The organism is Streptomyces sp. NBC_00663 (assembly GCF_036226885.1).
Classification (GTDB): domain Bacteria; phylum Actinomycetota; class Actinomycetes; order Streptomycetales; family Streptomycetaceae; genus Streptomyces.
Window position 1 is genome coordinate 121,239 of the sequence record NZ_CP109027.1, and the last position, 12,974, is coordinate 134,212.

Here is a 12,974-nt window from a genome sequence, read left to right on the forward strand (position 1 = left end):
CACAACGGGCCCGGCCCGGACTCACAGCGTTCGTGGTGCAGGCTGAGTTTGCGCGATGGACGGGTTGACAACATCGCCGGCGGACGTCCACCGCCAGGATGCGCGCATACAACTCAGACTGCGCAACAGCGTGCTGCTGGCGCTGCCGACGATCCTGGCCGTCCTGCTGCTCGGATCCATGGCGGCATGGTCGTACGCCCGGTCCGGGGCGCGGCCGCTGAGGTTCGCGTACTACACCTCGGCGCTGTCCATCATGCTCCCGCCCGCCATCGTCCCGACGATCCACGTGCTCTCCCAACTGGGCCTCAACGGGACCCAGTTGGGCTACATGCTGGTGATCGCCGGCACACGGGTCGGAGTGGTGGTCTTCCTGGCGACCGGATTCGTGCACACCCTGCCGCACGACTTCGAGGAGGCAGCGCAACTCGACGGAGCCGGCAAGTGGCAGATCTACCGACGGATCGTGCTCCCCATGCTGACGCCGGTGCTCTTCACCGGCGCGGTGATGCTGATCATCTCGGTGTGGAACGACTTCTACTTCGCGCTGTTCCTGCTGCGCGGCTCGGAGCGGGCCACCTTGCCGCTGACGCTCTACCAGTTCGCCTCGACGTCGACGCACGGGGTCAGCTGGAACCTGGTCTTCGCCCATGTCGTCCTCACCAGCCTGCCGCTTCTGCTGCTCTACGCGGTGCTGCAACGGCGAGTCCTCGGCGGACTCACCGAGGGGGGTGTGACCGGCTGAGCGCAATCGACCCATTTAAGCCAGGTTTCCAACAACCGGATCACACCAGGCCGCGGAATCGGTGGTCGCACGGACCGTGGAGGCCCTGCACGACATCCACGACTCGCGCTGACACATCGGCAACAATCGTCAACAATTTCGTTGACGAACCTTGCGACACTGCCCCCACGGGACTACGGTCCTCGCCGTACCACCCTTGTGAAGCCGCAGTTGCAAGGGTCGGGTGAGCCGCAGGGCACGGCCCATTTCGTGGCCCGTGCGGGCCGACCGGGCTGCCTCCGGCACCGGTACGACGGATCACTCGCGTCTGTTCAGCAATCGAACGGAGACAGAGCATGCGTATGCTCCCCGGCTGGTGTCGGTGGACATCAACCACCTTCATGGCCACCCTGGCCGCCGCCCTCGCTCTCGTGACGGGCGCGAGCATCGCCCTCGCGAACGGGGCGACCGACAGCACGCAGACCACCACGGCCGCAACCGCGGTGACCGCCGGTGACACCACCTCCGGCATCGCACCGGCCATGTCCTGCGCCGGAGTCTCCGCGCTGGACCTGGCGAGCTCCGTACCGGGCGCCCCCTTCGAATTCACCTCGGCCGCAGTGATGAGCGCGGACGACAACACCCTGGGCGACTGGGCGGCCTGTGACGTCAAGGGTGTCATCGCACCGCAGATCCACTTCGAACTCCGGCTGCCGCAGACCGGCTGGCAGGGCAACTACCTCCAGGTCGGCTGTGGCGGCCTGTGCGGCAACGTGAATGTGGGCAGCGCCCCCGCCTCCAGCGGCTGCGTCCCGCTGACCGACGGCGCGTTCGCGGTCGCGTCCAGCGACGAGGGCCACTACCAGGGCGGCGGCCTGTTCTCCACCGACCCGACCCTGCGCGCGGACTTCGGCTACAAGTCCGACCATCTCCTCGCCCAGGTGGCGAAGGTGATCGTCCAGAAGTACTACGGGCAGGCGGCCGAGCACTCCTACTTCGACGGATGCTCGCAGGGCGGCCACCAGGCGCTGACCGAAGCGCAGCGCTACCCGACCGACTTCGACGGCATCATCGCCGGCGCCCCGGCCAACAACTTCACCGCCCTCAACACCTTCTCCCACGCGTGGACCGCCCAGTCGGTCTTCCTGAACGGGGGCCCTGCCACCATCACCACAGCCGACCTGACTCCCCTCCACAACGCGGTCCTCAAGGGCTGCGGCGCGACGGACGGGGTCATCGTCGACCCGCTGAGCTGCACCTGGGACCCGGCGAGCATCAAGTGCAGGACGGGGCAGACCTCCACCGCATCCGACTTCTGCCTGACGGCCGACCAGGTGACCACCCTCCGCCGGATCTACTCCGGCCCAACCGACGAACACGGCAAGCTGCTGTACCCCGGGTACCAGCTGCGCGGTTCCGAGCTGAACTGGGCCGGGATCATCATTCCCACCACGGCCACGGGCACCACCGGCGACATGAACTTCGTCCGGGAGACCATCCGTTACCAGGTCTTCGACAGCCCTCAGCCCGCGCTCACGTACAAGGACGTCAAGTTCACCGCGGCCTACTTCAAGAAGATCATGCAGCCCAACGAGGGCATGTACGACGCCACCGACCCGGACCTGACGGCGTTCAAGAAGGCCGGCGGCAAGCTGATCCTCTGGCACGGCCTCGGTGACCAGCACATCCCGGCGGTCGGCACCATGGCGTACTACAACGCCGTGGAAAAGGTCATGGGCGGCAGCGCCAAGACGGAGGACTTCGCCCGGCTGTTTCTGCTCCCCGGCGTCGCGCACTGCGGTGGCGGTCAAGGCCCTGACACCTTCGACGCGCTGACGGCCATGGTGGACTGGGTCACCGAGGGCAAGGCACCCGCCAGCCTGCTGACCAAGACGGTCGACAGCAGCGGGAAGGTCACCGCGAGCCGACCGACCTATCCCTTCCCCTACACCGCCCAGAACACCACGAGCGGCCCCGCCGACCAGGCCGACAGCTACACCCCGGTCCTGTCGAAGGCCGAGGCGAACCTGACCCTGAACTGGCTCGGCTCGTTCCGCTCCGGCTACGAGACGGTCGGCAACTGGGTCCACGGCGAGTGGGTGGTGAGCAAGGGCAAGGCCTGATCACTCAAGAGGGGGCTGGCGCCCCCTTGCATACGGCGCGGCTGCTCCGGCATTGCCGGAGCAGCCGCGCCGGACGTTGGTCACCAAGTCCACGGGCACCGTGCGGATGGCCGGCGAAACGGCACCACACCTCACACCACACCTGTCCCAGTCGCTCTGGCGCTCGCTTCACGGCGAGCGCCGCACCGCGGCACTTCGGTAGCTGTCGGCACGCGGCTGGCGGGGGCGGGCAGGCCGGCAGCCGTGAATCCCGCACGAGCTGAGGTGCGAGCAGCGTTTTGACGATGAGGCAGTGCTCGGTGGCCGCGTCGGCGCAGGCCGTGGCGGTCTCGTTGGCTGCGGCGCGGTGTCCGCCCAGGGCAAGCAGCTGCAACCGCGGGGGACGGTGCAGTTCACGTTGATCACCACACGGCCGGCGCGGCGGCTCTGTGACGCCAGATGTGGCCGCCCTGCTCCGGGCCACCACACACGCCCACATAGACGTTCACACACAGTTACGCGTACGACGACGAGATCGAGGCGGCCAAACCGACTACCCGCGGGATCTGGCGCTGAACCACTGCAGTCCGCTGACGGTACGCAGCTATGGGTCGCGGAGCTGATCCGGCCAGCCGCTTCCCCCCGGTCACCACGGCCCTGCCGATGGGACCCGGCACCCGTCCGCCGCCACCACAATGCCCAGGCGGGGCAGGCGCGCGAGCTAGCTGTATTGAACACGAGCCTCGTTGTCGTGCACTGCCGGACCCCGGACAAAGGTATGCCGGGATGCAGACGACCCCTTCGTCAGCGAACCGATCACCGCCAGACAGGGCGAGCGTCACGGCTTTGAATCATCTGAGATTGTCAACAGAAATGTTGCCAATCGTTGTCGCGTAACCGAGCATTGCGGAAAAAGGCGCCATTCTCTCGCGGGAGTGCGGACGCCCAGCGTGTCGCATGAGCGGATCCGGGGGCAATCGGCCGCAGCACGTGGCAAAGGGCGCCACGCCACCCTTACGGACAGAAGGAGACAAGCAGACAGTGAAGCGCAGGAGCATGCTCGCCGGAATCACCGCGATGACCGCCGCACCCCTGGTCACCGGCTGTTCCTCCGACGATTCGGCGAAAGCCGACATCACCGCCGCCGTGGCCACATCGGTCGCCCACATCATTGGGGCGACGGCCATCACAGAGGTGTTCGCAGACGGGCAGAAGCTCACGACGGTGGCGCTGAAGTACGACAAGGAGATCGCCAGGTCGAGCGTGTCGCTGGCCGCCTTCAGGGTGAAGGACAGGACAGTGACGAACGTGTACACCAACGCGACGGCGGCGAAGGCAGGCCACGGGGCGAACGGGGCCTACGTCATCATCGAGCTTTCACCCCACGACGCGGCTGCCCGCGTGTACACGGACGCCTTCACCGGCTCGTCGGCCTCCGCCACCGGTGCCTCCTCGGCCGGTGCCTCCTCGACCCGACCGTCGGGTCCCCCGACCGGATCGGCCTCCGGTGAGCGAAAGGGCGGGGGAATGTCGTCAGGGGCCACCCTCAAAACGGCGACGGCTCAGGTCACCCAGGTCGCCACGGTGAAGACGACCGACGGCGACAGCTACGCCGCGAGCAGCACGGCCGTCAAGACCAGCAAGGTCGTGAACCTGATCGTCGACGACTTCCAGCAAGGTCTCAAGTACACGGACTCCGCGACCGGCAGCTCACTGACGTACAACCTCTACATCCCCGAGGACTACGACAAGACCAAGTCCTACCCCCTGGTCCTGTTCATGCACGACGCCGGCACGACCAGCACGAACCCGCTCATCACACTCACCCACGGGCTCGGCGCCGTGGTCTGGGCCGACCCGCTGTGGCAGCAGGAGAACCCCTGCTTCGTGCTCGCACCCCAGTTCACCGACCAGACCGACGAAGGCAGCGACGGCAACGCCACTGCTCTGAAGACCATCAAGGGCCTGATCGACTCGGTGACGTCGAAGTACTCGGTCGACAAGACCCGGCTCTACACCACCGGCCAGTCAGGCGGCGCCATGACGTCGATCGCGCTGGACTTCACCTATCCCGACCTGTTCGCCGCGTCCTTCCTCGTCGCCGGCCAGTGGGAGGACCTCGAAGCCGTCAAGCCCCTGGCCCGACAGAAGATCTGGGCCGTGGTCTCCCAGGGCGATGAGACCGCGTACCCCGGCATGACCGGAATCATGGACACCATCACAAAGGAAGGCACCCCAGTCAGCCGGGCGGTGTGGAACGGCCAGCTGACGCCCAGCGAATTCGCGCCTCTCACTGCCGAGATGCGCGCCAAGAACACCCCTGTCAACTTCGTCGCGCTGAAGAAGGGGACCGTGGTCTGGCCCGGCCTGGAGGAGAGCAGCGTCGACAACCACATCTGCACCTGGCGGGCCGCCTACACCATCACAGGCATCCGAGAGTGGGTCTTCGAGCAGAAGAACTGAGCTGGATCCGGAGGATCCTCCGAAGTAGTGGTCAGCATCGAGCAGTGAGGCTGTAGTCCTGCTGGTCAAGGCTTGGGCGGGCAGAGGCGCTCGGGTTCGCGTGCCGCGTGGAGGATGCACCAGTCCTCGAAGTCACCGTTCGTGATCAGTGCGGAGTTGGAGGACGGTTGCGGCACCGTCGAGTCCCAGCGGGCGCCGGTGATGTCCAGGCGATCGGCGATCAGGTGACGGCAGACCTCTTCGGCCTCGCCGGTGGCGCTTGGCCGACCGGCTGCGCGAGCGGTACCACGGTGGATCCGATCGAGGTGGCCGGTGGGGTGACGGGGCAGGTGGCGGCGGCCTGGGTACGCGCGGCAGGAAGCCTTTCGGCTGCGGTCTGGGCGGTCATCTCGGTGGCGGCGCGATCGGCGTGTCCGGCCGGAACCGCGGTGGTTTTGTCCGCGGCCCACGTCTCGGCCTCGATCGACAACCGCGACACGACCGGCGTGCCCATGGAGGACGGCCTGCTCACAGCCGGGGTGGGAGAAAATTCACCGCCTGGCACAAGGGCTACTCCGACTTCGGCGAAGCACGTGCCGACGCCTTCCAGAAGTGGCTACTCCCACGCGCCGACTGGTGCGTGGCCACCATCAGCCGTCGCCGCCGAGCACAGGTCGCCAAGGTGACCCACACGGTGAAGATCCTCGGCGCCGGCGCCGACCTCGCCGGGACGCAGCACAGCGCCCGGATCGGACCTGAGTGAGGTTGCGGTCGAGGCCCTCCCGCAGCCTGACCGCGTCGACGATGTCCCAGAGGCCCCGCTTGGGCAGCACGGAGAAGCAACTGGCGCTGTTGTCGTCGCTGTAGTGAAAAACGCTTCCTTCGTCTCCCGGTAGCGAGGCTGCGCCGCCCACCTGACCGATGCCGTGCCGGTGTCGTTGATCATCGTCGGCCTGCCCTCCGTCACGCTGAGACGGTAAGTGCCGTTTGGGTGGGCGAGTTTGAGGAACGGCCGGGTGTGCGGGTGGTCACCGAGACCACGCTCATCGGTGTCTCACGATGCTTGTCGCTCATGGCCCTCACACATCCTCGCCGTACTGGATGCGGCGGTACGGCGTGCTGAGCACCTCGCGGGTGATGCGGACGTCAATGACCGTGGGCCGGGGCTCGCGGACGAACCGCGCCAGTGCGTCGCGCAGCTCCTGCGCCGTGCGGACCGTGGCACCACCACCGCCCAACGCCTGTGCGACGGCGCCGAGTTCGGGCGTGGACATGCGTGCGGCCGGCCACGCACCGTGGAGCCGTCGGCGTCGACCTGCATCAGGCGCCTGGTGCGCCGGTGCACTCAGCGGGCCGCACGCCGGGTCAGCGTGGCCATGTCGACAGGCTCCTCGGCTTCCTCCCGGTCCCGGGCCGGCGCCAGGTCGACCAGTTCCTCGACCAGCCCGCTCAGCTCGCGAGTCTCTCCCTCGACGTCATCGAGCAGTCGGTCACGGGCGTCGGCGGACAACCGGTCGGCGTGGCTCAGCACGGCGGCGTTGGTCCGCGGACTGGCCGGCGGGCTGCGCAGGTCGTGCGCGGCGTCCTGGACCAGCCGCGCGCGGCTGTTGCGGGCGGCGGCCAGTCGGCTGAGCATCCGGTCGAACGGCGCGAAGAGCCTGCCCACCTCATCGCGTCCGCCCTTCAGGAACGCTTCAGAGAGCATGACGGTCGAACCGGACGAGCTGATCTCCTCGGTGAGCCTCGTCAAGCGGCGCGGCCGCGCGGTGACGCCGCGGGCCATGACGAACCCGAGCACGGCGGCGGCCAGGGTCACCGCCAGTCCCTGCCGCGCCCGTGGGCCGCGACGCGGGGGCCTGCCGGATGCGCCGCAAGACCGCCGGCTTTCCCACGGCGCCGTCGTCATCCGGACGCCACGGACCTCGCGGTGCACTGTTGACCTGGGGCGTCGCCGCGGCTGCCGTCGGGGTCGCCATGCCCGCCCTCCCCTGGGCTCACCAGCACAGGCAAGCACTCGCTGACGCCCCGCCGCGCACCGTCCACATGCTCCTGAACGACGGAAGCGGCACGGCTGTACGGGTGCGGTCACACGGTGCAAGTGGCCGCTCCCGCACAGGCGCCGAGCTCAGGGTCGGGTGGATGACATGGTGCCGCGGGGCCGACGGATGCTGACGCAGTCGGGGTTGGGTACGGCCACGGACGTACCGGTGTCGGTGAGTTGCCCGGTGCCCGGGTCCACGCGGAAGAGGTTGACCGTGCTGCTCGCCTCGTTCGCGACGAACAGCCACCGGCATTCGGGGTGCAGGGAGAAGCTCCAGGGGGTGACACCCCCACAGGGCAGGCGCTGCGCCTCGGTGAGCCGACCGGTCCGCTGGTCGACCGCGAAGACGACCAGGGCGTTGTCGCCCCGGTTGGAGACGTAGACATGCCGACCGTCACGGCTGACGGCGAGTTCGGCGGCGCTGGTGACGCCGGTGTGCCCCGGCGCGTTCGTCGTCAGGAGCTGGCGTGGTGTCAGTGTTCCTGTCGTGGCGTCCCACGGCAGGACCTCGATGTCCGCGGTCAGCTCGTTCAGCAGGTAGACCGTCCGTCCGCGCGGGTGGAAGGCCAGGCGCCGCGGTCCCGATCCCGGAGCCGTCGCGTAGGCGCTGGGCGTCGGGGTGCTGTCGGACATCCGGTGGGTGGTCCGGTCGTAGCGGTGGACGAACACACGGTCCGCGCCGAAGTCCGCGACCAGCGCGAACCTGCGGGTCGGATCGATGAGTACGTGGTGCGTGTGGGGGCTCGTCTGCCGCGGGCTCGGCCCCGAGCCGGTGTGCTGCACGGTGGAGGCCACCGCGCCGAGTCCGCCGTCGCGGTGGACCTGGACGGTCGACGCGGAGCCGGCCGCGAAGTCGGCGACCAGCAGCGTGTCGGCGTCCTCGTCCAGACCGATGTAGGACAGGCCCCCGCTGCCGCCCGGAACCGCTTCGGTCTGTATCTCTCCGGTCTGACGGAGGGCACCGGAGGCGTCGTCGACATGGAAGGTGCGGACGAGTCCGCCCTGCTCCCCGCCTGCGACGTAGAGGACGGGCCGCGTCGGGTGCACGGTGACCCAGTTCGAGCTGACCTCCGCCACCGAGCCGAGGGGCGTCATCGTGCCGCGGGCCGGATCGAAGCGGATGGCGTGCACCTGGCTTCGTCCCCAAGTGCCGATGTAGAGCAGGTCGCTTGGGCGGTCTTCGGCGGCGGCCGGGGCGGTGGAGATCAGCGGCAGGGCGGTCGCGGTCGATGCCGTCAGGGCGGCGAGGACGGTTCTGCGGGAGGGGCGCCGGGCCGGTGGCGGGCCGGCGGCCGGTCGGAGGGGTGGTGCGGTGCGAGGCGGCTCGTTCATCGGCGGAATGCGCCTTTCTCGAAGGTGGGTCGGGCGGCTCGTGTGTCACCGTTCGAAGCTCAGCCCTTGGGCTGCGGGCGCCGGCGGGCCGCGAGGCCGAGGCACTTGAGGGCATACGTGTCGAGCGCGCTCAGGACTCCGTTGAGCGCGAGAGTAAAGGCGACGAGGACGATGAGACCGGCGAACTCGGCTGCCGCGTCGAGGTTCTGGGCCGCGGTGAAGAGCTCGTGGCCCACTCCCTCGGAGGACGCGATGAACTCGCCGCCGATGACTCCGAGGATGGCGAGCGGTCCGCCGGTCTTGAGCGCGGCGAAGAAAGGGGCCGCGAGCGTCGGGATCGTGACGTAGCCCAGGACGTGGTGCCTGCGTCCACCCATCACCTGGACGACCTCGACGAGTTCGCGTTCCCGCAGCCGCAGGCCGAGGTAGACGTTGTAGAAGACCACGAAGGCGACGCCCGTCATCGCGATGGTGATCTTCGACCAGGGGCCGATGCCGAAGAACAGCAGGAACAGCGGCGCGAGTGCGATCTTCGGAATGCCGTTGAGCGCCGCCACGAGCGGTTCGAGGACGCGGCCGAGCAGCGGGAACGAACCAAGGACAAGGCCCATCACGGTGCCCGCGGCGACTCCGAGGCCGAAGCCGGCCAGCACCTCGACGGCGGTGACCCGGATGTCGGTCCAGCCGGTCGCCGAGCCGAGCATGTCGACTAGCGCGTCGTACACCTCGGTGGGCTTGCTGACCGCGTACTCGGGTACGACGGGTCCACTCATCATCTGCCACAGAGCGACGGCGACCACGATCACGAGCACGCGAAGTGCGATGACGGTGGCGGTCCTCTGCCCGCCTGCACGGCTCTTCTTGGCGGGTCGGCCTCGGGCCTCGGTCTCGGGCTCGGTCACGGCCTTCTGGGTGACGGTTGCCATGGTCTGCTCCGTTCCGGTTGGGGTCGGCCGATTCACGGCAGGTAGGTGTTGGTCCAGTTGTCGGAGGTCACCTTCGCGTCGGGCACCGCGCCGATGCCGTCCTTCACGAACGCGACGGTCTTCTCCCATCCGGCTTCGTCCTGCTTAGCGGTCTCGGGCCATTCGACCTGTTCGACGGCCGCGCTCAGCACGTCGTCGGGCACACCCGGCAGGGTCTTTCGCGAGGCGGCCAGCACGCTCTTGTCGTCGGAGGGGTGCGAGCTGAGGTAGGTGGTCGCCTGCTGCACCGCGGTGGCGAATCCCTTCACCGTCTTCGCGTCGGTCTTCGCGTAGCTCTTCTTCACCACCACCGCCTGGCCGTAGCCGGCCTGTTCGTACGACCACTCGGGGACCTTGGTCGGATCGGCCACCACGACACCGTCGCCCTCGTGCTGGACCTGCAGCGGAATGGGTTCAGAGGTGATGAACCAGTCGACCTCGCCCTTGACGAGCGCGGCCTTGTCTGCGGCGGGGCTCGGCAGCGACACCCACTTCAGCTCGTCCGGGTCGACGCCGTGGGCCTTGAGGAAAATGCCCGCCTCCGCCTTGGTGTTGGCGGAGCTGGCTCCCGCCGTCGAGTCGGCCAGGGCCTTGGCCACCTGGTCCGCGGGGGACTTGGAGGTCAGGCTGTGCTTCTTCGCGAACGCGGTGCTGACGACGATGCCGAGCGGGTTGCCGCCGCCGTTGTGGGCTATGGACAGCTCCGGCAGCCCCTTGGAGAGACCCGCGAGATAGCTCGTCGGGCTGGAGTTGAGGAACTGCACCGAACCCGACTGAAGGGCCGACGTTCCGGTGGCGGCGGTCAGCGTCACATACTTGATCTTGATGTTCTGCTGGTCGAAATAGCCCATCTCCTCCGCCAGGCGTATCGACAGGTCGAAGACGTTTCCGCTGACCCCTACCGAGACGGTCGTCTTGCCGTCCGCGCCGACCGACGAGGAGCCGTCGTTGCCGCAGGCGGTCAGCAGCGCGGCGCCGCACAGCAGGGAGACGGACAGGACGAGCGAGGGGTGCTTCCTACGGTGGTTCATGGGAACTCCTTTGTTCACCAGGCTTGTTGCGTACGGAAAAAGCGCGTCCAGAAATCGATGCGTGCCGGGTCCGACACCGGGGTCGGACGGAACTGCGCGCCGAGTTCCATCACGGTCGCGGTGTCCGGCGAGAAGGCGGGCCAAGGGGGCAGCCCGCTGCCGTTGGGGTCTCCTGAGGCGACGAAGTTGACCCAGTACGCGGAGAGGTTCCGTGCGGCCTCGTGATCCTCTTCGGTCCAGGAGGCCGTGCCGCCGTCGGGGTTGTGGAAGACGTAGTCGATCTCGGATCCGTGTGACGCCCCGCGCAGGCCGCGGCCCTTCGCCCGAGTGCGGTGGGTCCAGAAGTAGGTGTGCAGGCTGCCGCTGGTACGGCGGGTCCAGTCCACGCCCCACAGGTAGGTGGACAGGCGGGAGTTGTCACGCGCGGCGGCGCTGCTCGCACGCGCCGCCTCGTCGTCCGTGCCGGCTGGGTACAGCCTCAGGAATTCGTCGGCGAGCGGGCCGAACTTCCGGCGCGCGGCGCCCCGGTGCTGCTCCAGTGTGAGGTGGACCGGCGGCGATCCGGGCCGGACCGTACGGCGGCCGGTGCGCAGGCTTGCGACCAGCACACCGGGGACCGCGCCGCTTTCGTCGAGGTTGTTCCCGGTGAGGTAGTCGACGTCGTTCTGCAGCCCCTTGGAGTAGGTCTCGTCGTAGCCGGCGGGGATCGCCCATCCGTCGAGAACCGGGCGCAGCAGCGGGGGTGCCGCGGTGCCGCACGTGTCCACGCCGGTATCGAGGGGGTGGCTGCCGTCGACCAGCTTGTGCCAGTCCAGGGAGCGGAGCTGACCGATACCCCGGGCGCCGCGTTCGAGCAGGTAGCGGATGCCCGCGCGCTCCGCGTCCACCGGGAGGCGGTACGAGGTGGACAGGTAGCGCAGCTCGGGATCGCGGGCGTAGCGGGCGTGGCTCTGGGCGATCGCCCGGTGGAACAAGCCCTTGGCGAGCGGGGACATGGCCAGGAAGTTGACCAGGCCGGCGCCCGCGGACTGGCCCGCGATGGTGACGCGGCCCGGATCGCCGCCGAACCGCTCGATGTTGTCGCGTACCCAGCGCAGAGCGGCGACACAGTCCAGCAGGCCGTAGTTGCCGCTGGAGCCGTGCTCGGACTCCGCGCTCAGTTCGGGGGTGGCGAGGAAACCGAAGACGCCGAGACGGTAGTTGAAGGTGACGACGACGATGCCCCGGCGGGCGAGCTTCTCACCGTCGTAGCGGGGGTGCGCTCCGGTCCCCTCGCGGAAGCCGCCCCCGTAGATCCAGACCAGGACCGGGCGCTTCTCCTCGCCGGAGGGTGCGCCCGTCCAGATGTTCAGGCTGAGGCAGTCCTCGCTCATCGGCACGTCGACGCCGGTCGCCGCCGCCTCGGTCGGGGCCTGGGGGCACATCGGGCCGAACCGGTCGGCCGGCCGCACGTCCTCCCAGCGCGGTGGTGGCTGCGGCGGTCGCCAGCGCAGATCCCCGACGGGCGGGGCCGCGTACGGGATGCCGCGAAAGACGGTGACGGTGCGGTCTTTGCAGGCGATGCCCTGGACGCGTCCGGCTTCGGTGTCCACGGTGGGGTGGTGCATTCGGTCCTTTCCACCCCGTCCGCAGGTCAGTCGACAGGCGGCTCCGGGGACTTGTCGAGCAGCAGCGCCCGGCGGGCGGAGCCGACGTGATGGCGCATCGCGGCTTGCGCGGCCTCGGGGTTGCGGGTGACGACGGCCAGGAAGATGGCCTGGTGCTCCTCCAGCGACCCTGTCCTCGGGTGCTGGGCGGAGAGGTTGCGGTACTGGCGCATCACCAGCGGGTAGAGCAGCGTGTCGTAGGCGCGGGCCAGGGTCCTCTGGTGCGCGGCCTCTTTCATCTGCTGGTGAAAGCGCCGGTTGCACTGCGAGTAGGCGTCGCGGTCGCCGCGGGACTGCGCCTCCTCCATCTCGTGCAGGATGTGGCGCAGTTCCTCGACCTCCGAGGGCGTGGCCCGCTCTGCGGCCTTCCCGGCGAGCGCGGCCTCCAGGATCTCCCTGGCCTCCAGGATGTCCGCCGCCTCCTCCGCGGAGAAGCTCCTGGTCCGCACCCCGCGGTTCACCTCGCTGGTGACGTAGCCCTCCTGCGTCAGCCGGGCGAGCGCGGTGCGCATGGTGCTCCGCGACACGTCGAACATCCGGGTGAGGTCCGCCTCGGTCAGCCGGGTGCCGGGCGGGATGCTGCCCGACAGGAGCAGGGAACGCAGTCCCTCGTAGGCGTGGCTGTAGCGAGTCCCCGACGTCTTCGCCCCGGTTTCGACGTCGATGCTGCCGCTGTCCGAGCTGTTCACCGTGA

At 68.8% G+C, this 12,974-nt stretch carries 11 protein-coding genes and 1 pseudogene; 4 read left to right on the top strand and 8 right to left on the bottom strand.

Annotated features, from left to right (window positions below; genetic code table 11):
- Nucleotides 1-55: 55 nt before the first annotated feature.
- The 3 genes from OG866_RS00500 (at nt 56) to OG866_RS00510 (ending at nt 5,286) form a co-directional block, all read left to right on the top strand.
- Entirely contained in the window at nt 56-742 is a 687-nt protein-coding gene (locus OG866_RS00500; RefSeq protein ID WP_329331255.1) for a carbohydrate ABC transporter permease, read from the top strand.
- A 335-nt stretch (nt 743-1,077) separates the two neighbouring features.
- Nucleotides 1,078-2,844 carry a tannase/feruloyl esterase family alpha/beta hydrolase gene (locus OG866_RS00505; protein ID WP_329331256.1) on the top strand — a complete coding sequence of 589 codons (1,767 nt, stop codon included), beginning with the start codon at nt 1,078-1,080 and terminating at the stop codon, nt 2,842-2,844.
- Nucleotides 2,845-3,864: 1,020 nt separating this feature from the next.
- On the top strand, nt 3,865-5,286 hold the full coding sequence (locus OG866_RS00510; RefSeq protein ID WP_329331257.1) for a PHB depolymerase family esterase: 1,422 nt from the start codon (nt 3,865-3,867) through the stop codon (nt 5,284-5,286).
- 31 nt (nt 5,287-5,317) lie between these two features.
- Here OG866_RS00510 and OG866_RS45160 read toward each other — a convergent pair.
- A pseudogene (locus OG866_RS45160) lies at nt 5,318-5,752 on the bottom strand (ISKra4 family transposase); the annotation flags it as partial.
- Between the two features lie 153 nt (nt 5,753-5,905).
- Between OG866_RS45160 and OG866_RS00525 the strand changes: the two are divergent.
- Nucleotides 5,906-6,028: a hypothetical protein gene (locus OG866_RS00525; RefSeq protein WP_329331258.1), complete on the top strand. Its 123-nt coding sequence runs from the start codon at nt 5,906-5,908 to the stop codon at nt 6,026-6,028.
- A gap of 316 nt (nt 6,029-6,344) precedes the next feature.
- On the opposite strand, the gene OG866_RS00530 is transcribed toward OG866_RS00525, so the two are convergent.
- From OG866_RS00530 to OG866_RS00560, 7 genes are all read right to left on the bottom strand, one after another.
- The gene (locus tag OG866_RS00530) at nt 6,345-6,539 is read right to left on the bottom strand and encodes a thiamine pyrophosphate-dependent enzyme (protein WP_329331259.1); all 195 of its coding nucleotides are present in this window, start codon (nt 6,537-6,539) and stop codon (nt 6,345-6,347) included.
- 71 nt (nt 6,540-6,610) lie between these two features.
- On the bottom strand, nt 6,611-7,081 hold the full coding sequence (locus OG866_RS00535) for a hypothetical protein (protein ID WP_329331260.1): 471 nt from the start codon (nt 7,079-7,081) through the stop codon (nt 6,611-6,613).
- A gap of 309 nt (nt 7,082-7,390) precedes the next feature.
- Nucleotides 7,391-8,638: a lactonase family protein gene (locus OG866_RS00540; protein WP_329331261.1), complete on the bottom strand. Its 1,248-nt coding sequence runs from the start codon at nt 8,636-8,638 to the stop codon at nt 7,391-7,393.
- Between the two features lie 59 nt (nt 8,639-8,697).
- Nucleotides 8,698-9,564 carry an ABC transporter permease gene (locus OG866_RS00545; RefSeq protein WP_329331262.1) on the bottom strand — a complete coding sequence of 289 codons (867 nt, stop codon included), beginning with the start codon at nt 9,562-9,564 and terminating at the stop codon, nt 8,698-8,700.
- Between the two features lie 32 nt (nt 9,565-9,596).
- Nucleotides 9,597-10,634 (bottom strand): ABC transporter substrate-binding protein, encoded by a 1,038-nt coding sequence (locus OG866_RS00550; RefSeq protein ID WP_329331263.1) that lies wholly within the window; start codon nt 10,632-10,634, stop codon nt 9,597-9,599.
- 14 nt (nt 10,635-10,648) lie between these two features.
- Nucleotides 10,649-12,226: a carboxylesterase/lipase family protein gene (locus OG866_RS00555; RefSeq protein ID WP_329331264.1), complete on the bottom strand. Its 1,578-nt coding sequence runs from the start codon at nt 12,224-12,226 to the stop codon at nt 10,649-10,651.
- Between the two features lie 41 nt (nt 12,227-12,267).
- Nucleotides 12,268-12,969, bottom strand: a complete 702-nt coding sequence (locus tag OG866_RS00560; RefSeq protein ID WP_329331265.1) for a GntR family transcriptional regulator — start codon at nt 12,967-12,969, stop codon at nt 12,268-12,270.
- Nucleotides 12,970-12,974: the final 5 nt, after the last annotated feature.